General features: G+C 62.1%; 16 protein-coding genes and 2 pseudogenes. 8 read left to right on the plus strand and 10 right to left on the minus strand.

Annotated features, from left to right (window positions below):
* Positions 1 to 61 precede the first annotated feature (61 nt).
* Genes F7R20_RS25395 through F7R20_RS25405 form a run of 3 tightly spaced genes read left to right on the plus strand, consistent with a single transcriptional unit; the run spans position 62 to position 2,436 of the window.
* Positions 62 to 883 carry a molybdenum cofactor biosynthesis F family protein gene (locus F7R20_RS25395; RefSeq protein WP_003201593.1) on the plus strand — a complete coding sequence of 274 codons (822 nt, stop codon included), beginning with the start codon at positions 62 to 64 and terminating at the stop codon, positions 881 to 883.
* Positions 876 to 1,676, plus strand: coding sequence for an SDR family NAD(P)-dependent oxidoreductase (locus F7R20_RS25400; protein WP_003201592.1), 801 nt, complete (start codon positions 876 to 878; stop codon positions 1,674 to 1,676). The genes F7R20_RS25395 and F7R20_RS25400 overlap by 8 nt, the downstream gene beginning before the upstream one ends.
* Positions 1,669 to 2,436, plus strand: coding sequence for an SDR family oxidoreductase (locus F7R20_RS25405; protein ID WP_003201590.1), 768 nt, complete (start codon positions 1,669 to 1,671; stop codon positions 2,434 to 2,436). The genes F7R20_RS25400 and F7R20_RS25405 overlap by 8 nt, the downstream gene beginning before the upstream one ends.
* A gap of 172 nt (positions 2,437 to 2,608) precedes the next feature.
* Here F7R20_RS25405 and feaR read toward each other — a convergent pair whose 3' ends face one another.
* The 3 genes from feaR to F7R20_RS25420 all read right to left on the minus strand — a co-directional run bounded on the left by feaR (position 2,609) and on the right by F7R20_RS25420 (position 5,759).
* The gene (gene feaR / locus F7R20_RS25410) at positions 2,609 to 3,571 is read right to left on the minus strand and encodes a transcriptional regulator FeaR (protein WP_003201588.1); all 963 of its coding nucleotides are present in this window, start codon (positions 3,569 to 3,571) and stop codon (positions 2,609 to 2,611) included.
* A gap of 123 nt (positions 3,572 to 3,694) precedes the next feature.
* Positions 3,695 to 4,315 (minus strand): DUF3156 family protein, encoded by a 621-nt coding sequence (locus F7R20_RS25415; protein WP_050516647.1) that lies wholly within the window; start codon positions 4,313 to 4,315, stop codon positions 3,695 to 3,697.
* Entirely contained in the window at positions 4,260 to 5,759 is a 1,500-nt protein-coding gene (locus tag F7R20_RS25420; RefSeq protein ID WP_003201584.1) for an APC family permease, read from the minus strand. The genes F7R20_RS25415 and F7R20_RS25420 overlap by 56 nt, the downstream gene beginning before the upstream one ends.
* Before the next feature lie 291 nt (positions 5,760 to 6,050).
* Here F7R20_RS25420 and F7R20_RS25425 point away from each other — a divergent pair, with 291 nt between their 5' ends.
* On the plus strand, positions 6,051 to 7,379 hold the full coding sequence (locus F7R20_RS25425) for an alginate export family protein (RefSeq protein WP_003201582.1): 1,329 nt from the start codon (positions 6,051 to 6,053) through the stop codon (positions 7,377 to 7,379).
* A 150-nt stretch (positions 7,380 to 7,529) separates the two neighbouring features.
* Here F7R20_RS25425 and F7R20_RS32410 read toward each other — a convergent pair.
* Together F7R20_RS32410 and F7R20_RS32110 are read right to left on the minus strand one after the other, a co-directional pair.
* Positions 7,530 to 7,799: pseudogene (locus F7R20_RS32410) on the minus strand (methyl-accepting chemotaxis protein); the annotation flags it as partial.
* Positions 7,779 to 8,489, minus strand: a pseudogene (locus tag F7R20_RS32110) (PAS domain-containing protein); the annotation flags it as partial. The pseudogenes F7R20_RS32410 and F7R20_RS32110, both read right to left, overlap by 21 nt.
* A gap of 208 nt (positions 8,490 to 8,697) precedes the next feature.
* Between F7R20_RS32110 and F7R20_RS25440 the strand changes: the two are divergent.
* On the plus strand, positions 8,698 to 10,185 hold the full coding sequence (locus tag F7R20_RS25440; protein ID WP_003201578.1) for an aldehyde dehydrogenase family protein: 1,488 nt from the start codon (positions 8,698 to 8,700) through the stop codon (positions 10,183 to 10,185).
* Between the two features lie 145 nt (positions 10,186 to 10,330).
* On the opposite strand, the gene F7R20_RS25445 is transcribed toward F7R20_RS25440, so the two are convergent.
* The 5 genes from F7R20_RS25445 to F7R20_RS25465 form a co-directional block, all read right to left on the minus strand.
* Positions 10,331 to 11,788 (minus strand): amidase, encoded by a 1,458-nt coding sequence (locus tag F7R20_RS25445; protein ID WP_003201576.1) that lies wholly within the window; start codon positions 11,786 to 11,788, stop codon positions 10,331 to 10,333.
* Positions 11,789 to 11,805: 17 nt separating this feature from the next.
* Positions 11,806 to 13,062 (minus strand): MFS transporter, encoded by a 1,257-nt coding sequence (locus F7R20_RS25450; RefSeq protein WP_003201574.1) that lies wholly within the window; start codon positions 13,060 to 13,062, stop codon positions 11,806 to 11,808.
* Between the two features lie 12 nt (positions 13,063 to 13,074).
* Entirely contained in the window at positions 13,075 to 14,010 is a 936-nt protein-coding gene (locus tag F7R20_RS25455) for a SphA family protein (RefSeq protein ID WP_027911712.1), read from the minus strand.
* A 69-nt stretch (positions 14,011 to 14,079) separates the two neighbouring features.
* On the minus strand, positions 14,080 to 15,072 hold the full coding sequence (locus tag F7R20_RS25460; RefSeq protein ID WP_003201569.1) for a helix-turn-helix domain-containing protein: 993 nt from the start codon (positions 15,070 to 15,072) through the stop codon (positions 14,080 to 14,082).
* Between the two features lie 178 nt (positions 15,073 to 15,250).
* The gene (locus F7R20_RS25465; protein ID WP_033028111.1) at positions 15,251 to 16,273 is read right to left on the minus strand and encodes a LysR family transcriptional regulator; all 1,023 of its coding nucleotides are present in this window, start codon (positions 16,271 to 16,273) and stop codon (positions 15,251 to 15,253) included.
* A gap of 318 nt (positions 16,274 to 16,591) precedes the next feature.
* On the opposite strand from F7R20_RS25465, the gene F7R20_RS25470 reads away from it, so the two are divergent.
* The 3 genes from F7R20_RS25470 to F7R20_RS25480 all read left to right on the plus strand — a co-directional run bounded on the left by F7R20_RS25470 (position 16,592) and on the right by F7R20_RS25480 (position 19,539).
* The gene (locus F7R20_RS25470) at positions 16,592 to 16,966 is read left to right on the plus strand and encodes a response regulator transcription factor (RefSeq protein WP_003201566.1); all 375 of its coding nucleotides are present in this window, start codon (positions 16,592 to 16,594) and stop codon (positions 16,964 to 16,966) included.
* 246 nt (positions 16,967 to 17,212) lie between these two features.
* The gene (locus F7R20_RS25475; RefSeq protein ID WP_003201564.1) at positions 17,213 to 18,415 is read left to right on the plus strand and encodes an NAD(P)/FAD-dependent oxidoreductase; all 1,203 of its coding nucleotides are present in this window, start codon (positions 17,213 to 17,215) and stop codon (positions 18,413 to 18,415) included.
* Between the two features lie 212 nt (positions 18,416 to 18,627).
* The gene (locus tag F7R20_RS25480; protein ID WP_003201562.1) at positions 18,628 to 19,539 is read left to right on the plus strand and encodes a LysR substrate-binding domain-containing protein; all 912 of its coding nucleotides are present in this window, start codon (positions 18,628 to 18,630) and stop codon (positions 19,537 to 19,539) included.
* The last annotated feature ends 108 nt before the right edge of the window (positions 19,540 to 19,647 follow it).

Below are 19,647 nucleotides of genomic sequence, written 5' to 3' on the forward strand. Positions count from 1 at the left end.
AGGCCGCCGTTGACTGGCACCGCATGATCCGAGTGGCTAATTCAACCACCGGAGCCTTGCAATGAGCACATCTTCAGACTGGATCACCGTCGGCGCCCTGGCCGATGGCTTTGCCCCCGAAGCCTTCATCCTGCCAAACCTGGCCGACCTGGACGGCAAGACCTTCACCCTGAATTTCGCCAATGGCTGGCAGATCGAGCATCGCTTCGAGCAGGACACCCTGACCTGGAACGCCGCCGATGGTCACTCCAGCGGCACGGCGACCTACCGGGCCACATCCGTACGCCCGGGCCTGTACCTGGTGGACTTCATCAAGCGCGAAGGCGAACTGACGTCGTCGATAAGCCTGGTGCTCGATACCGCCAGCGCGTCCTTCACCGCCGTGATCGGCCGCATGCCAAGCCAGCAAGAAACCGGCGAAGGCCTCTACAGCCGGGCGCTGGCCGGCAAGCCACTGACCTCGGTACAAGCGCAGTTCATGCACGGCAGCCTCGATCGTCCCTGGCAGCCTGGCCTGTGCCCGCATGCACCGACCACCGAACTGGTGGGGCTGCGCAACCTGTATCGCTACAGCCCGAGCGAAGTCTACGAACACATTTACCTCAACGACCAGTTCTACTCGTGGCAGTGCCTCAAGGGTGTTGAACAAGGCCTGTGCGACACCGACCGCTGCGACACCTACAAGATCGCCGATCAGCTGTACCTGTTCGTCTGGCGAGAAAAGATCATCCCGACCCTCGGGCTGGTGCTGATCGACCTGCAACAGCACCGCAGCGACGGCAAGATCTTCGGCTACGCCGGGGCTTCGTTCGATGAGTTCTCCAATTTCCCGGTCAGTTCGTACTGCCAGGTGCTCAACCAGACGGAGTATCCCGATGCCTGAATTACGCACCGTCGTGATCACGGGTGCCGGCACCGGTATTGGCGCAGCCTGCGCCCGCCTGTATGCCGCCGAAGGCGCCAACCTGGTGCTGATCGGTCGACGCCGCGAGCCCTTGGAAGCACTCGCCGAGGACATCGGCGGCCTGGTGCTGGTGGGCGACGCGGCCTGTCCGAACACCTGGGACGGCTTCGTCGAGCAGATTCGCACGCGCTATGGCCGACTCGACGTGCTGCTGGCCTGTGCCGGCGGCTTGGGCATGGGCAGCGCCACCGAGACCCCGCCATCGGCCTGGGAAGCGGCCCTGCGCAGCAATCTCGACAGCGCCTTCTACAGCACCCGGGCGTGCCTGCCCATGCTGCAGGAAAGTGCCGGCAACATTGTGCTGATCGCCTCCATTGCTTCCTTGGCGGCAGGCCCGCACGTGTGCGGCTACACCACCGCCAAACATGCGCTGCTGGGTCTCAACCGCTCCCTGGCAAGGGATTACGGGCCTCACGGCGTACGGGTCAACGCGATCTGCCCTGGCTGGGTCCGCACGCCCATGGCCGATGAAGAAATGCAGGCATTGATGCAGTTCCACGGCGAAACGTTGCAGCAGGCGTATGACCGGGTCTGCGCCGACGTGCCGTTGCGCAGGGCTGCCAGCGCCGAGGAAATCGCTAACGTCTGCCGTTTCCTGGCCTCGCCCGAGGCGTCGATCATCACCGGGGCGACGCTGGTGGCCGATGGCGGCTCCAGCATTGTCGACGTACCGACACTAGCCTTCAGCCGGATGGAGGCCAGCGATGCCTGAGGAACTGGATTTCAGCGGCCAGACCGTGCTGGTCACGGGCGGCGCCCAGGGCATTGGCCGGGCCATCGTCGAAGCGTTTGCCCTGCGCGGGGCCCACGTGGTCATCGCCGACCTGGGCCTGGCGCGCGCCGAGGCGGTGGCCAAAGAATTGACCGCCGGAGGCTGTCAGGTGCAAGCGGTGGGGGTTGACCTGGCCGACGCAACGGCGGTCTTCGAGATGATGACCGAGCTGGAACAACGCTTGGGAAGGCTGGACATCCTGGTGCACAACGCCGGGTATTTTCCGCTGACACCGTTCGCCGAGATCACCCCGGCGATACTTGAACGAACGCTGGCGGTGAACCTGTCGGCGCTGTTCTGGCTGACCCAGGCGGCGTTGCCGATGTTCCGGCGCCAGGGCCATGGCTGCGTGCTGGTGACCTCCTCGGTCACCGGCCCGCGGGTGGCGTATCCGGGGCTCAGCCACTACGCGGCCTCCAAGGCCGGGGTCAATGGTTTCATTCGCAACGCCGCGCTGGAACTGGCGGCCGAAAATATCCGCGTCAATGGCGTCGAGCCGGGCATGATTGCAACACCGGCCATGGCGAATCTTGGCGACGAGGAGGTCAACCAGGACATCGCCCGCCGGGTACCGCTGGGTCGATTGGGCCAACCGAGCGACATCGCTGGCGCCATGCTGTTCCTGGCGTCGAGCCTGGCCAGTTATGTGACCGGGCAGACCTTGGTGGTCGATGGGGGTTCGACTTTGCCGGAGGTTTGAACCTGTGTGGGGGTGAGTCAGCTTGCGGTGAGGGTGGATGTACCACCGTCATCGCGAGCAAGCTCGCTCCCACAGTTTTTCCGAGTCGTTCAAGGCATCCGCGACCACCACAGATCCCCTGTGGGAGCGAGCTTGCTCGCGATAGCGGTCGTCCCGCCAGAGACGACCTTGTTCAAGCCACCCCCTGCCCCACCTGCAAACGGCTGGAACGAAACTCCTTGGGCGACAGCTCGAACTGCTTCTTGAACGAACGGCTGAAATGCGCCGAATCGGTAAAGCCCCATTTGTAGGCAATCGAGGTGATGGACTCGTCCCGCAGGAACGGATTGGTCAGGTCATCAGCGCTGCGCTTGAGCCGGGCCCGCTGGATGTAGCGGCAAACGCTGTCATCCTGCTCTTCGAACAACCGATACAGATGCCGCACCGAAATATTCAGCCGATTGGCCAGGCCCACCGGGCTAAGGCCAGGCTGGGTCAGTGATTCGTCGATGACTTTCTGCACGTAGCTGCGCAAGTGACTACCCTGCAACGCCACCCCTTCGTCACGGCCATCGCTACCCTGTTCCAGTGCCGAGCCCAACAGCGAAACGAAGGCACTCTGCAAGGCTTCACCCTCTCCCGTCGCGCCCTCGCCGTCCGGTGTGTCCCTGCATAGCTGGTCCATCAACACATGCAGCATCCGCCCACACGCCTTGCTGGACGACACCTTGCCGAAGGTCTTGGTTTCCCCGCCCAGTTGCCGCGACACATCCTGGCGAGACAAGGACAGCACCGCGTGCTCGATCAGGCCGAACGGGGTGATTTCAAGCGCCCCAACGGAATCCATCAACAACAATTCACCGGGCGCCAACTGGATGCTCCGACCGTTCTGGGTAATGCGGCAGTAGCCACTGCGCTGGCTGACCAGAAGGCAATCCTGGTCATCATCGTGATCGGCGTTGGGCGAGTGACGTTTGATGTTACCGGCGTTGGTGCGCAGGTTCGCGAGGGCAAGGCCACCACGATGGAAGTTCGACACTTCACCGATAAACAGCGAACGATTGAAGGCCAGCTCGGTATCGAAATGACCGCAAGTCGCCCGCAGATCCCGGTTCCAGGTGTCCAGACCGTCCTGCCCAACCTGTTGCATGCTCATGGCATTCTCCGCAGTGGCTTATTGTTTTTGTACGGCAATAGTTAACATGTTATCTATATGCGCGCAACAAGTACCTTATCGCCAGAGCAGTAGCAGGAATGATGCCAGGGTGGAACAAAGGAATCAGAGCGTTGCCAACACCCGCTGCAGGCCGCTCAAGGTCGCCAGCAAGACGGTGCGCTGCTCCCGGATCAACGGGACATAGCGACGAAAGGCCGGCATGCGATTCACCACTTCGCTACCGCCCATGTGCTCCAGGCGCACGCACCACTGGCGTCCCTGCAGATCGATGCGCAGCCGTTTGAAATCCAGCGGCATGAGCGCCTGGTACAGCACAGGATCCTGCTCAACGGCCGCCTGCAACCGGGCCGCCAGGTCACTGTGCCCGTCCCGCTGCCGGCAACGAATGCCGCTACGCCGAACGGCCCCGCCGTGGTGCAGTTCCAGGCGCGCCGTGCCCTCTCGGGAGGCAGGCACGCGCAGGACGAACTCGGTCATCACCATGTGCATCAACAGCTGCGACTCGGTGCGTTCGACAATCTCCAACTGCAAGCTGCCGTCTTCGGTGGCTGCCGTCGCCGTAGCCGGGCCCGCCATCTCGAATCGCGCCAACGCCAGGTTGCGCCGCAGGTGTTCCAGGGTCACCCCAGGCCGATAACCGGCCGGGGCGCGCTGGGCGCTGAACAATTCAGACAGTTTTTGCAGCAGGGTCGATAAACTCGCCCGCAGGTTGCCCTGGCTCATGGGAGAACTCCTTGGCCAACACGTCTTCTACCGACGCTGGCTTGAATGGATTGACCTTCTGTACCACCAGGGTCCAGAACAAGGCATACGCCGCGGTGCAACCGAGCATCACCGCGAAGGGCACGTAGATGTCTGCCGGATTCATGCCGGGCGGTGTGATGAACCACATGCCCAGCACAATGCCGACACTGGACAGGATCTGGGGCAACGGGAACCACGGCGAGCGATAGGCCCGCGGCAGATCGGGGCGACGAATCCGCAGGCTGACCACCGACACGGTCACCAGCAGGTAGGCAAAACTCCAGGCGCACACCGCCGCCAGCACCAGGTGCATGATGTTGTCGGTATTGCCGCCCAGCCACAACGCATGCAGGCACGGAATCAGCATCGCCACCAGGATGCACAGCAACGGCGTCTTGAAGCGCGGATGCAGATAGGTGAAGACTTTCGGCAACGCACCGTCCACCGCCATGCCGTAGAGAATCCGCGGCACGCCGGCCATCAGGGTGTTGATGGTCGCCGCACCGGCAAACAGAAAGCCGATGCCCAGCCACATCGGGCCGATATCACCCATGACCTGTTCGGCGAAGCGTGGAATCGCCATGGGGGTGTCCAGCAGATGCACCCCGCTGGCGGCATCGAGCAGCACGTTTTCCACCTGGCGCTTCATCGCGGCACCGTAGATGAACATGCAGGTGGCGACGCTGAACAAGCCCAGCATCATGGCCCGGGGCATGGTCCGGGCGGACTGGCGCAGGTCCGGTGCCAGCGGCGTGACGAATTCGCAGCCGACAAACATGAACATGGCCATGCCCACCAGCGACAGCACCGTGACCATATCGGTGCCCACCACGGACGCGCCAAACCAGCCCTCCAGCTCCACCGCCGGTGCGGCGATCAGGCCCAGCACGCCGAACACCATCAGGGTGGTCCACATGCCAAACGTCAGGATGATTTCGGCCCGGCCAAAGGCACTGACACCGAACGCATTGAGTACACCAAACACCACTACGAACCCCACGCCCAGCAACCAGGAGCCGCCTGCCGATTCGGCCAGGGTGTTGAGGTGTTCGAAGTTCACCAGGGCCATGACCCCGGCCAGGATTGTCTCGGCGGTGCCGGCGAACACATGGACAATCAGATAGGCCGACAACGTCCCGGTAATGGCGAAGAAACGGCCCATGCCACAGTTGATGTAGTCATAGACCGAGCCGGTGGTCGGGAGAATTGACGCCGCCTCGGCAAACGTCGTCGCCTGGGCCAGCATCATTACCACGGCGATCAGCATCGCCACGGCAAAGGCGCTGCCGCCAATGCCAAAGCCCATGGTCGCGGTGAGAATCACCGGGCTTGCCATGATCAGGCCAATGGTGCTGGCCAACGCGGTGGGAAAGCCCACCGAACCCCGGTTCAAGTGCTCGGTGAGCCTGTCATTGATCGACATGGTGCAAGGTCCTCGAAAGCGTATTTTTAGTATGGATGCCACAGCCGTCCAGGAACCGGCGATCATGCCTTCCCCAACCAATCCCTGATCGAAACGGCGTTGCGTGCAGCATTACTCTGCGCCGCCCCGCCCCAGGCGTCTTGCCCATGTCTGCCGCCGGTTTTGTTGCTGCCTGCCAACACCGCCGCGCTGGCGGCCTGAGTCAACTCCATGGCAGGCAGGTGAAAGACTTCCCCGGTACCACTCCCCTTAATGCGCGCTCTACTGTCCTATAACACTGGGGAATCCACCATGGAGCACACACGCCGTACACCTTTGCTGCGCAACGCCATCGGCCTGGGCATTGCCCTGCTGGTTGCCGATTCATCGGCCCAGGCCTATGAGCTTTACACCGACGAAGACACCACCGTCACCGGCAACTTCCTGGCGGTCTACGGGCTGTTCAACAGCCGCAAGAACTACGACGGCACCGCCGGCGGTTCGAGCTGGCGCGAAGGTTTCATCAAGTATGGCCTGAGTATCGACCAGACACTCGGCGGCCTGGGCAGTGTCTACGGGACGGCCAACCTGGTCAGCTCCGGCACTTGGGGCGATGGCGACGCAGCCGGCTTGAGCGACGGCTCCGAACGCACCACCAAGTTCGATGAAGCCTTTGCCGGCTGGCGTTCGGGGGATCTGTTCCCGGCATTGGGCAAGGACGGTGTCGACCTGTCCTACGGCCGCCAGGTGATCACCCTGGGCGACGGTTTCATCATCAACGACGATGGCCTGAACCTGGGCAAAGGCGTGGCCGATGGCGAGCTCAACCGTGGCGGCGCCTATTACCTGGCGGCCCGGCATGCCTTCGACAAAACCGCTGTAGTTCGCCTGGGCGGCAAGGAAGGCGTGCATGGCAGCCTGATGTGGATCAAGTCCGACAACCGCGCCCAGGCCAACACCGAGATGGCCGCCAGCACCCTGGAATACACCGCCGCGCCGGGCACCCTGGGGCTGACCTACATCCACGGCATCAATGTCGATGACCGCTACGCCAGCGACTTCCAGAAACAGCGCGAAGGCATGGATATCTACAGCCTGCGCGGCGCCGGGAATGCTGGCATCGAGAATGCCCACTTCTCCTTCGAGTATGCCTGGCAGGACAAGGACGCGGGCCCGGAGAAAGCCTGGTACACCGAAGCCGGCTACACCTTCGCCGACCTGCCCTGGACGCCGGACCTGACCTATCGCTACAGCCGCTATTCCAAAGACTGGGACTCGATGTTCAACGGGCAGAACCGCGGCTATGGCACCTGGTTCCAGGGTGAAGTGGCGGGCAACTATGCCGGCCCGTTCAACAGCAACACCGCCATCCAGCACGTAGGCCTCAAGCTCAAGCCGGCAGAGACCGTGACCATTGGTGCACTGTTCTTCGACTACCAGACCCTGCATACCCGTGAAGCGCTGAACCTCGATGCGCAGGAGCTGGACCTGTACGTGGAATGGGCGGTGAATGAACACCTGATCGTCACGCCGCTGGTGGGCCTGTACAAGCCCGAGAAGGATGCGGACAGCGGCGGCAATCAGGTCGGCGGCAACGGCACCAACGTCTACAGCCAGTTGGTGGTGGCGGTTCCGTTCTAGACGACCGACCATAGGAGCTGCCGAAGGCTCGGGCCGCGTTCGGACGATCTTTCGCTTGGGACTCAAGTGTCCGGGGAAAGATCGCAGCCTCGTTGCACTCGACAGCTCCTACGCAGCTCTACGGGATTGCGATTGCCTTGCTTATTTGTGCTGATGCAACATGGTCTGGATCTGATGAGTCGCCTGCCGGGTGCTCTGTGCCAGCTTGCGCACTTCATCGGCCACCACCGAGAAACCGCGCCCGACATCTCCGGCCCTGGCCGCCTCAATCGCGGCGTTCAAGGCGAGCAGATTGGTCTGGTCGGCAATGCCCTTGATCACCCCCACCACCGTGGCAATCTGGGCGTAGGTCATCTGGTTCTGTTCGAGCATGCGCTGATGGGTGGACTGGGCCGAGCGCTCATCGCTGATATCCCGCACCGCACCAATGACCCGCACCAGTTGCCCATGCGAGTCACGTACCGCCCGACCGCGTTCGCGGCACCAGATGTAATCCCGGGTCTTGTGGCGCATCCGGTATTCGAAGACGTATTCACCGCTGCCCTGGGAGCCAAGGATTTCCCGGTCGAAAATGGCCATGATCTTGGGTAAGTCGTCCGGGTGGGTGATGCCGACCTGGGCATCCCAGCCGTCGGGCAAATCATCCGGCCCATACCCCAGCAGCGAACGGAACTGACTGGAAAAGCGCATGCCACTGGCCGGGTGCTGGAGGTCACCGTTGACGACCGTGATATCCCAGCAGCCCTCTGTCAGGGTCGACTGCAGCAACTCCCAGATCTGTGCATCCTGGCGTTGTTGCTGCAGCTGCTGGCTCAGTTCATCCAAGCGAATTTCAAGCACCTGCTCGCGCTCAAGGGTTTGCTCCAATTGCTGGCGAACCCTGTGCAACTCACGCTCGCTGTGCTGCCATTGCAGGGTTTGCGCCTGTACTTGTGCATCGACCTGATGCAGATGTGCAGTCGCGCTCGCCATCTGTCGTGCATGCTGATCAAGGACGGTGCGCAGTTGCGGATACGCGTCGAGCTGCGGCGTGTCCTCCGTTTCGCCGGTCAGCACGCGTTGCACTTGTGCAGTCAACGCCAGTTTCTGTTTGTTGGTCTGGAGAAACATCGCCCGTCCCTATGCCATCAAGTCGAAACCCGGATCTGATCGCAAACCGGCCAGGCTGGCTTGTCCCTGCCTGCACGGGGCCTTGCTCCTGGCTGCCAACCACCCAGGCTGGCAGCCACAGACATACGGCGCGGCAGGCACAGTCAAGCTGGACGGTCCTGCCGGGATTACCCTCGGGGCTTTCCCTATTCGTGATCAGGAAACCCTCATGAGCGATATTGCCCTGCTGCCTCAGGTCCAAGCCTTCCTCGGTAGACATCACGCCCTGTTCATCGACGGTGGCTACGTCGAAAGCCAGAGCAACCAGACACTGGACGTCGTCAACCCCGCCACCGGCCAAGTCATCGCCCAGGTCAGCGACGCCACTCCCGGCGACATTGATGCGGCGGTGGAGTCGTCCCGCCGCGGCTTCAAGCAGTGGTCCCAAACGGCACCCGCAGTCCGCGGCCATGTGCTGCTCAAGTTGGCAGACCTGCTGGAACGCAACCGCGAAGAGCTGGCGCAGATCGAGACCTGCCAGTCGGGGAAGATCATCCACATCTCCCGGGCCTTCGAAGTCGACCAGGCCGCCCATTTCCTGCGTTACTACGCTGGCTGGGCGACCAAGATCAACGGCGAGACGATCACCCCATCACTGCCCTCCTTCGCTGGCGAACGCTACACCGCATTCACCTTGCGCGAACCGGTCGGAGTAGTGGTCGGTATCGTGCCGTGGAATTTTTCCACCATGATCGCCATCTGGAAACTGGCCTCAGCCCTGGTGACCGGTTGCAGCATCATCATCAAGCCCAGCGAGTTCACCCCGCTGACCATCCTGCGCATCGCTGAACTGGCCATCGAGGCCGGCCTTCCAGCCGGTGCCCTGAATGTGTTGACCGGCGGCGGACAGGTGGGCAAAGGGCTGATCGAACATCCGGGCACTAACAAGGTCTCGTTCACAGGTTCCGTGCCCACCGGCCTGGCGGTGGGCCAAGCGGCCATGGGCGCCGGGTTGACCCGTGCAACCTTGGAACTGGGCGGGAAGAATGCGGCGGGGTTCCTGCGTGATATCGATCCCGAGGTAGCGGTCAACGGCATCATCGAGGCGGGCTTTCTGCATTCGGGACAGATCTGCGCTGCAGCGGAACGGTTCTTTGTCCATCGCTCGCAGATCGAGTCGATCATGGACAAACTGGCCCAGCGCCTGAGCAAACTCAGCATCGGCTCGCCTCTGGACGAACGCACCGAGTTCGGCCCCGTGACCAACCGCCAGCACCAGCACAAACTCGCAGAATTCTTCGCCAAGGCCCGCGCACAGAACAACACCATCGTCCACGGCGGCAAGCTGATCGATGGACCGGGTTGCTATGTGGAGCCGACCATCATCCTCGCCAATCGCCGCGACGACAGCCTGCTCAACGAAGAAACCTTCGGCCCGATCGCCACGTTCTTTCCTTACGACAGTGAAGAGGAACTGCTGGAGATGATGAACGACACCCCCTACGGCCTGAGCGCCAGCCTCTGGACCAACGACCTGGGCAAAGCCCTGCGCATGGTCCCCGCCATCGAAGCAGGCACGGTCTGGGTGAACATGCACACCCTGCTCGACCCGGCGGTGCCTTTTGGCGGCAGCAAATCTTCAGGGATAGGCCGTGAATTCGGCAGTGCATTCATTGATGACTACACCGAGCTGAAATCGGTGATGATCCGCTACTGACCTTCAAGGGCTCAGGGACAACCCCAGAGCCCTATCCAGCAAAAAATCCCCTTGTGGGAGCGAGCTTGCTCGCAATAACGGACTATCAGCCAACCATGATGCTGGAGCTGGCACCGCCATCGCGAGCAAGCTCGCTCCCACGGTTTCACCGCCGGCAGGCGTTGACCGGTGGGACTCGGCCGCGCCAGGGTTGGGCGCGTTCAAGTTGAGCGGCCAAGGCCAGCAAGGTGCTTTCCTCGCCAAAGCGACCGGCAAAATGCGCCCCCATCGGCAGGCCATTGGCGCTCCAGGACAACGGCACCGACATCGCCGGCTGACCGCTGGCATTGAACAACGCAGTGAACGGCGCATAGCTGTGGTAGCGCTCAAGCAGTTGATCCAGGCTCATGCACACATCCTGCAGATCCAGTTCGCCAATCGGCACCGGTTCACGGGTCAGGACCGGGGTCAGGATCACGTCGTAATCCTGCATGAACACCGCCAACTGCCGGCCGAGGGCATGAATCCATTCCACCGCCGCGACATATTGGGCGCCGCTGACGTTGCCCTTGTCCCGCAAGATGATCCGGGTACGCACCTCCAGTTCTTCGGCCTGCACGGCGGACCCACGCATCTGGCCCAGCAAATCGACATAGCGACGGGTGCTTGCACCAATAATACTGAACACGTGGTCGAGAAACTCCAGCAACCCCACCGGCAGGCTCACCGGTTCGACACGGTGCCCCAAGGACTCGCACAGCCGCGCGGCCTCGCCCACCGCCTGAAGGCTCTGGGGTGACGTAGGCCAGGGCTCGAGTTGCTCGACCAGGGCAATGCGCAGCGGCTTGGGATCAGCCTGCACCGCCATCACATACGGCAACGCCTGGATCGGCGCGGCGTACGGCGCGCCCAGGTCCATTCCGGCGGTGGCATCCAGCAGCGCCGCACTGTCGCGCACCGACAAGGTGATCGCATGAGGTGTACCCATCCCGGCCCAGCCCTCGCCCATTATCGGCCCCGACGGCATCAGGCCACGGCTGGGCTTGAACCCGAACACGCCACAGCAAGACGCCGGCACGCGCAATGAACCGCCACCGTCGTTGCCGTGGGCAAACGGCACGACGCGGGCCGCCACCAGTGCCGCCGCACCACCGCTGGAGCCACCGGCGCTGTGGTCGGTGCTCCAGGGGTTGCGGGTGGCGCCGAAGCGCACGGATTCGGTGGTGTACGAGGTGCCGAACTCCGGAGAAGTACTGGTGCCCATCACCTGGCACCCGGCACGCCGCAACCGCGCCACGACTTCCGATTCAAAATCCGCACGACAGTCGCCCAGCGCCCGCGAACCGTTAGTCATCGCCGCGCCATCGACCGGTGAAAACAGGTCTTTGATCAAGGTCGGCACGCCGGCCAGCAGGCCTTGTCCGGCTTGAGGCTTGCGCGCCGCCTCCCGGGCCGAATCGTACAAGCGCTCGGCCACCGCATTGAGCTGCGGCTCGACCCGCTCCAGGCGCTCGATGGCCGTCTCCAGCAGTTCGCCGGGCTGAACCTCGCCACGCCTGACCCACTCGGCCAGCGCCGTGGCGTCTTCAGTGTCCATCAAGTGGTGGATGTCTTGCATACCCATGTCTCAGGTTCCTTATGTCATGACGATTGATGTGATCCGAGAGTGCTTGCCTGCCCCTGGCCCCGTGCTCGCAGGCCGGCAACGACCCAGAGCAGCGCCAAGGCGAGACTGGCCAGGGCCAGCCACTGGATGGCGTGACGCAGGTCACCGGCGAAGACAACCACCGAGGCCACCACCAGCGGACTGACGAACTGGCCGATATACAGGCACGAGGTAAACCCGCCCAAACCGCGGCCACGGGTGCTTGCAGTCAAGGCATTCATCACTGGCGCCATCACATTGGGTACCAGTAGCCCGGCCCCCAGGCCCTGGATGAACACCGCCACCAGCACGGCGTTGTAGCTCTGCCCGCGCATCAGCAGCCACAGTCCCAGGCCCATCAGGCCGAGCAACAGCGCGTTGCAACCAGCGATGCCGAAGCGACGACGCAGCAACGGCCACATCAGCGAACCGCCCAAGGTCGCCAACAGGCTCAATCCCGCAGCCAGGCCGATCATCGTGCTGGAGGTGATACCCAGGCTGACCAATAGCATCGGCGCCTGGATCGGCATGATGAACGTCAGGACCATGCCGCCCAGGATCATCAGGTAGCCAACCAACAGCTGCAGCACGGCGACCTTGGCCGGTCCCGGCTCATCGATGCGCTGCTCGACCCTCTGTAGCTTCGCCACCGGCGGTTCCCAGAGCACTTTCATCATCGCTGGCACCAGCAGCAATGGCAGCAAATACAGGAGGAACGGCGTGCGCCACGAATGCTCGCCGAGCACCCCGCCCACCACGAAAAACAGTGCCCCCACCAGGCCGATGGTCACCACCTGCCGGTTGACGTAGCGCAACCGCTCCTCGCCCTGCCAATAGTCCGCGATCAAGGTTGCGCAGCAGGTCATCACCGCCGCCTCCGTGCAACCGAACAACAGCCGCGCACCGACAATCGACGGCAGGCTATCGAGCAGCGCCGGCAGCGCGCCGAGCAAGGCATAGAGCACCGTGGCAATCACCAGCAAGGCCTTGCGCCCGACGCGGTCGGCCAACCAGCCAGCCAACGGTGCGCACACGGCAATCGCCAAGGCCGGGCCGGTAATCGCCAACGGCACCAAGAGATCGGCGCGCGGTTCCATGGGCCCAAATTCGGCGCCCAACCTGGGCAGGATGGGCGTGACCATCACCGCCCCCATGATCGTCAGGCTGCTGCCCAGCATCAGCACCAGCCCTTCACGCCAACTGGCCTGGCGGGACCGGCTGGCCGCCGTTGAAACGGAACTTGATTGGTTCATGGCGAGCCCCTTTTAGAAACTTTGAGAAATACGCAGCGCCGCGGTGTAGCCCTCGGCGCGGTTCCGCGCATCGAGCTCCTTGTAGACGTGCAGCCACACCGGAGGTATGCCGGGCTTGAAGTAGCTCACTGCCGGCCCGACCGCCAACACCCGGGCGCGATTGCCCGCTTCCAGGCCCGGCGCATCGTCATCGGTGAATTGCCGGTAGTAATAGCCGCCCACACCCACGGTCCACGGGCCAACGTGTTGGCCCACGGCGAATTCGTGGCGGTACTCGACGCCATTCTTGTAGTCGGTGGCGTGGTTGCGGGTGTTGATGTCGGCTTCGAAACTGGAAGACACCTCGAAACCGCTGTCGGAGATGTAGGTAGCATTGAGGATCGGCGAGAAGGTCCAGTGGTTGACGCCCGGCGAGATCAAGCGATTTTTGTCGTAGTCGCCTGTGGGGGTCTGGATCTGGAGCTGGGCGTTGACGAACAGGTTCGGCGACAGGGTCCATTGCAGGATCACCGGCAACACCTGGATATCAGCCAGGCGAAACGGATCGGCCGCAAGGTCCAGCGGGCCGACAGGCGTCTGCACCTGTACCGAGGCATCCATCTGGAAAAACGGCACGACGGCGCCGAAGCCATACTTGGCGCCCAGCACGGTGTAATCGGTCATGCGCATGTAGGCGACGGCGATGGACAACACATCCAGGGATAAATTGTTGTCCACGGACTTGCCGTGGCGATCTTTCTGCACGTTGGCCGAATAGAACGCGGTGCGCAGGCCGACGGTGCCAAAGGGCGTGGCCGGCGGCATCATGCCCGCACCGAAATCGTAGACCCCTACCGCCGTGGTCGGCGCGCCGTTTTCGGTGCCATGGGCAGCGCCACAAACAGCAATCAGCCCCAGGCTTAACCAGGTACCGCGCAAGACGTTGGTTTTATAATTTTTCTGATACATCGAATGCCCCTCCAACCAAGTGGTGTTGGGGTCATCCTAGGGAGCCGGCCGGTCAGCCGTTATCCGTTTTCAGCACAGATGCGTGCGACGCAGGGTTTGTGAAGGGGTCTCGCCGAACAGCACCCGATAGTCGCTGGAAAACCGGCTCAAATGCCAGAAGCCCCAGCGTGCCGCCACCTCCTGTACACCCCGGGCATGGCCGCCGCTGCGCAATTCACGACGCACGGCATTGAGGCGCAACGCCCGCAAATAGGCCACGGGGTTGATACCCAGCGTCTCCTGGAAGCAATACTGCAGTTTTCGTCGGCTGGCACCAATGTGGTTGCACAGGTCGAGGATCGACAGCGGCTCATCGACATGGGTCAAGGCGTACTCCCGGGCGCGGTCGACCATGCGCTTGCGTGCCGTGGGGGTGAGCGGCGGTGCCTCATCCGGTGCCACCAGTTCCAGTATGTGCAGCATCACCGTGTCACGCAGGCCACGGCGAATCGATTCGTAACCCAGCAATGAATCACGCCCCTGCCCGCCGCCTTCAAGTTCATCGAACAACGCCGCAAGCTCGGCGGGCAGCGTCGAGTTGCCGAGACGGTAACACTTGGGAAGATCAGTAATTCGAAAGCGACTGCCCTGTCGTTCCAGCACATGCTCCAACGCCTGCTCTTCGATGGCGACACTGAGCAGTTCGAGATGCTGGGGCGTGCGCAGCTCGGGCAGGTTCTGGCCACGGGCGACCATCAGGCTGGGCTCGATGATCGGGTGCCCGGAGCAAAAGACCGGCCCATCGGCACTCAGTGGCACGCTGAAGGTGATGGCCCCCTCCCAGGCCATGCCTTGCTTGGCCAGTGCCTGATTAGAGCGGTCGCGCACCAGTTGCATCCAGTCCGAGCGGAACTCGACCAACTCGCCTTCGAAGCGTCCGGGGGTCAACTGGTCATAGCAAACCTGCCAGCCGCCCATGTTACGGGCGTGCTCATCGATGTCTGCGGTACGGAACCGATTGATCGGCAGCGTCGGCAACAGGTCCGACGAGATCGCTGGCTGCGCCATGTTGGAGTTGTTCATTGACCCGACCTTTGAGGATTCCAGGGCTTACAGGTCAAAGGTCAGGCAAGTTCCATTCCGCCACGTGGGCCGGTCGGGCAATTGTGCCGAAAACGGATAATCGACCAGGGTTCAGCTGCCTGCGCCGGCATGGGTCTCTTCAAAGAAATAGTCCTTCCAGTGGCGCGCCGAACATCCGTCAGGCGCTGATCGATCGTGTCGATCTGTTGGAAGGGTTGCGTGAGGCCGCCGTCAAGGCCTGGCGCACCGCATTGGTGTGCAGCGGAGCCTTCCTGGGCTCTATCTGCGAGTCGGCCTGCTCGGCCACGAACGTGCTGCAACGGTCGCGCAACCAGCGTTCTCCCGGGTCATTGTGCGAGGCGCCACGCCAGACCATGGACAGTTCCTGCTCGGGCAAGCATATCGGCGCCGGCTCGGCCCGCAAACCTGTCCCTACCGCCATCGCCCGCGCCACGTAATCCGGCACGATGGCGATCATGTCGCTCTGGGCCAGCAACACGGGCAAGGCGCTGAACTGAGGCACTGTCAGCACCACCCGGCGTTGCCGGTTCATCAGGCATAAGGCGCGGTCCGAGTCATCGATGACATTGCCCATGGATGAGACCACCGCATGGGGTCGGCGGCAGAATTCGTCCAAGGTCAATTCGCCGGGCTGCGCATCGGCCCGCAACAGCATCGGTCGAATCGCACGCAGGGCCTTGCGTCGGGCATTGGCCGGCAACTCCAAGGTGTGGCTGATCCCCAGTGAAATGTCCCCACAGGCCAGCAACTGGGACATCTGCCATTGATCGACCCGACGCACCACCAAGGTCGTGCCCGGTGCCTCGACTCGCAGGCGCCGCAACAGATCCGGCAACAATGCGTACTCGACGTCGTCAGAGAGCCCGATATGAAAGGTCGCCTCGCTGGTGCCCGGGTCGAATGCCTGACAGCGACTCAAGGCCGCGGCAATGCCGTCCAGCGCTGGAGACAGATTGGAAAATATCTCCTGCGCCCGGGAGGTCGGTTCCATCAACCGGCCTGCACGAATGAACAACGGGTCATCGAACATCAGCCGCAAGCGCGCCAGGGCACTGCTGATCGTTGGCTGACCGAGAAAAAGTTTTTCGCTCACGCGAGTGACATTTCGCTCGTGCATCATGGTTTCGAAGACAACCAGCAGATTGATGTCAGCACGACGCAGGTCATTTCTGTTCATCATGATAGCCGTCCCAGGCGCCAGGCCATTGAATCAGGAGAGGACAGGATCATCGCTTGAGCCCTCATCAAGGCGCAGCAGCGATGGGATGGTTGAAAGACTATTCCCGTGACAGGCCGATGTCTGTCGTACGTAGGGACACCCGACTCATGCCTTAGGCAGGCTCACTGATACTTCGGTATGCCGGACGATCCTGCAGAATCGTCTGCGGCCCTCGGTAAAAGTTCATACCCAGGTATACTTGGCGGGGTTATTGGACGGCGTATCTTACAGTGATAGCGGCGCCTTTACGGCAACCTGCTATCACCACCAGGTATCGAAATGTCCCACACTGCGATTATTTCAATTATTGATGATGATGAATCGGTTCGAGTTGCATTGGATGGTTTGTTACGTTCCCACGGCCATCACGTTAAAACTTATGCCAGTGCCATCGACTTTCTGGCGTCACCCGGATCTGAAAACACAGCCTGCCTGATATCGGATATCCAGATGCCGGGAATGACCGGCATTCAGATGTACGATGAACTGTCTGCCCGGGGCATTCATATCCCGGTCATTTTTATTACCGGCCACCCCAGCGCGCCGCCAAAAACAAGGGCGTACGCGGTGGAGCCGGTGGCGTTTTTTCCAAAGCCGTTCAACTGTGCCGAACTGATCGCTTGTCTTGAATCGGTCCTCAATCGGCCGACGTGATGTCTCAATGCCGATCTCCTGGCCTTAATACCTTCGTATAGATCCGTCATACCCAGACATATCACCACTGACCTTACGTAGAAGTGTCGAATATTGCGCTGACGCATACGATCTTCTACAGCGAACCAAAGTTGAACGTGCTTGATGTTCAATCATTGAGCCACACACTTTTGGGTACTTCGCGCCACGGTAACGCTGAACAGTTTAATTCATTCAACGTATCGATTTTGTCTTCGGGAGCAAATCATGAAACAGCAAATTCTGGTTATTGGTGCTGGTTTCGGCGGAGTATGGAGCGCACTGAGCGCGGCCCGCCTGCTGGACCAGCATGATCGAAATGACGTGCAGATTACTGTCCTGGCGCCCCAGGCGGAATTGCGCATCCGGCCTCGTTTCTATGAGCCGGACGTCCACACCATGATGGCTCCGCTGGACGGACTGTTCGATGCAGTGGGCGTGAAGTTCGTACAGGGCTCGGCGAGCAGTATCGATGTCGAGGGCAAACGGGTCGGCTACGTGGACGTGTTCGGTACCCAGGGCAGCCTGGGTTACGACCGATTGGTCCTGGCGGCGGGCAGCAAGCTGTTTCGCCCCGATCTCAAAGGCATGCTCGAACATGCCTTCGACGTCGATGAGATCGAACAGGCAACGCGCCTCGAAGCCCACATCAAGTCCCTCAAAAACCTGCCGGACAGTCCAGCCCGCAACACCGTGGTGGTGGCCGGCGGCGGCTTCACCGGCATCGAAACCGCCACCGAAATGCCGACCCGCCTGCGGGCCGTCCTGGGTGAGGACGCGAACATCCGGATCATCGTGGTGGATCGCGCGCCGCAGATCGGCGCGTCGTTGGGCGACGGCATTCGCCCCTCCGTGATCGAAGCGTCCGATCACCTGGGCATCGAGTGGATCCTCAATGCTTCGGTCGATTCGGTGGATGCCGGCGGTGTCACCCTGTCGAACGGCCAGCGTATCGAGTCCAATACCGTGATCTGGACCGTGGGTTTCCGCGCCCACCCGCTGACCCAGCAAGTGCCAGGCACCCGCGATCACCAAGGCCGCCTGCACGTCGACGGCCATCTGAAAGTGTTGGGACAAAACGACATATTCGCCACCGGTGACGTGGCCTATGCCGCCACCGACACACTGGGCAATTACGCGGCGATGTCTTGCCAGCACGCCATATCCCTGGGGCGCTACGCCGGCAACAACGTCGCGGCCGACCTGCTGGGTGTGGCGCCGATGCCCTACAGCCAACCCAAGTACGTGACCTGCCTGGACCTGGGCGCCTGGGGTGCGGTGTATACCGAAGGTTGGGATCGCCAACTCAAGCTGGTCGGGCAGGAAGCCAAGGATCTCAAGGCCCAGATCAACAGTGTGTGGATCTACCCGCCCGCCGCCGACCGCGCGGCGGCCCTGGCGGCGGCTGACCCGTTGATTCCGGTGGCCTGACCCTTGCGCCCTACCCCGGCCAGTCTCTCCTTTCTGCGCCGGTCTTTCCCAGACGCCTGCCAATGATTCTTCGGCGGGCGTTTTTTTGGGCTGGCTTCTCCCCAAGCCAGTCTGAATATCGTCACTGCCCAGCAAAATCCGTATCAATGCCCACTCCCGGTCCTCTGAGCACAAGGTAAGGTAGGCAGAAACCATCCGGATCGAGGTGTGCCGTGGCGTCCTATTCCTTGCGTCAGCTGAAGTATTTTGTCACCACCGTTGAATGTGGCAGCGTCGCTGAGGCATCCCGCAAGCTGTACATCGCCCAACCATCGATTGCCACCGCCATCAAGGGGCTGGAGGACAGCTTCGGCGTGCAATTGCTCATCCGTCATCACGCCCAAGGCGTATCGTTGACGCCCGGCGGGGCGCGCTTCTATCGCAAGGCCCAGGAGCTGTTGCGCATGGCACGGGAGTTCGAGCAGAACGCCCTGGCCGATAACGATGTGGTCAGCGGGCAAATCGACATCGGCTGCTTCGAAACCGTCGCCCCGCTCTACTTGCCGCGCCTGATCGCGGGCTTTCGCCAGCGCTTCCCGGGGGTGGAGATTCGCGTGCAGGACGGCGAACAACAGGAGCTGGTGCAAGGCTTGACGGGTGGACGTTTCGACCTGGCGATTTTCTATGAGCACGACCTCGACAGCACCATCGAGACCGAGGCGTTGACGGCACCGCAACGGCCCTATGCGTTATTGCCGGCTGGGCATCGCTTCGCCGATCAGGCCCAGGTCTCGCTGCGGGACCTGGCGCTGGAACCGATGATCCTGCTGGACGTACAGCCCAGCCGGACCTATTTCGTGAGCATCTTCGAGGAGCTGGGCCTGACGCCCAACATTGTCTTCAGCTCGCCGTCCATCGAGATGGTCCGTGGCATGGTCGGCCAGTCTTTCGGTTTTGCCGTGCTGGTGACCCGCCCGCACTCCACCTGCACCTACGATGGGCAACACCTGGTGTGCGTCGACATCGCCGAGGACGTGACCGGTTCGGCCTTGGTGGCGGGTTGGCTCAAACGCACCCACCTGACCAAACCGGCCCAGTTGTTCGTGGATTACTGCAAGGAACAGTTCAGGCAATGGCTGGCCTGAACCCTGTGGCGAGGAAGCGTTGATCGTCCCCATGCTCTGCGTGGGAATGCATCCCGTGACGCTCTGCGTCACCCTCCAGAAGCGGAACGCGGAGCGTCCCTGGCGACG

The organism is Pseudomonas brassicacearum subsp. brassicacearum (assembly GCF_008801605.1).
In the GTDB taxonomy this organism is placed as follows: Bacteria; Pseudomonadota; Gammaproteobacteria; order Pseudomonadales; family Pseudomonadaceae; genus Aquipseudomonas; species Aquipseudomonas brassicacearum.

Coding starts and splice junctions, on each gene's coding strand:
- feaR (WP_003201588.1), bottom strand. CDS start 3,571: ATGAGCATGCAACAGGTTGGGCAGGACGGTCTGGACACCTGGAACCGG.
- F7R20_RS25445 (WP_003201576.1), bottom strand. CDS start 11,788: ATGGGTATGCAAGACATCCACCACTTGATGGACACTGAAGACGCCACG.
- F7R20_RS25400 (WP_003201592.1), top strand. CDS start 876: ATGCCTGAATTACGCACCGTCGTGATCACGGGTGCCGGCACCGGTATT.
- F7R20_RS25460 (WP_003201569.1), bottom strand. CDS start 15,072: ATGAACAACTCCAACATGGCGCAGCCAGCGATCTCGTCGGACCTGTTG.
- F7R20_RS25440 (WP_003201578.1), top strand. CDS start 8,698: ATGAGCGATATTGCCCTGCTGCCTCAGGTCCAAGCCTTCCTCGGTAGA.
- F7R20_RS25455 (WP_027911712.1), bottom strand. CDS start 14,010: ATGTATCAGAAAAATTATAAAACCAACGTCTTGCGCGGTACCTGGTTA.
- F7R20_RS25450 (WP_003201574.1), bottom strand. CDS start 13,062: ATGAACCAATCAAGTTCCGTTTCAACGGCGGCCAGCCGGTCCCGCCAG.
- F7R20_RS25465 (WP_033028111.1), bottom strand. CDS start 16,273: ATGATGAACAGAAATGACCTGCGTCGTGCTGACATCAATCTGCTGGTT.
- F7R20_RS25415 (WP_050516647.1), bottom strand. CDS start 4,315: ATGAGCCAGGGCAACCTGCGGGCGAGTTTATCGACCCTGCTGCAAAAA.
- F7R20_RS25405 (WP_003201590.1), top strand. CDS start 1,669: ATGCCTGAGGAACTGGATTTCAGCGGCCAGACCGTGCTGGTCACGGGC.
- F7R20_RS25470 (WP_003201566.1), top strand. CDS start 16,592: ATGTCCCACACTGCGATTATTTCAATTATTGATGATGATGAATCGGTT.
- F7R20_RS25395 (WP_003201593.1), top strand. CDS start 62: ATGAGCACATCTTCAGACTGGATCACCGTCGGCGCCCTGGCCGATGGC.
- F7R20_RS25475 (WP_003201564.1), top strand. CDS start 17,213: ATGAAACAGCAAATTCTGGTTATTGGTGCTGGTTTCGGCGGAGTATGG.
- F7R20_RS25420 (WP_003201584.1), bottom strand. CDS start 5,759: ATGTCGATCAATGACAGGCTCACCGAGCACTTGAACCGGGGTTCGGTG.
- F7R20_RS25425 (WP_003201582.1), top strand. CDS start 6,051: ATGGAGCACACACGCCGTACACCTTTGCTGCGCAACGCCATCGGCCTG.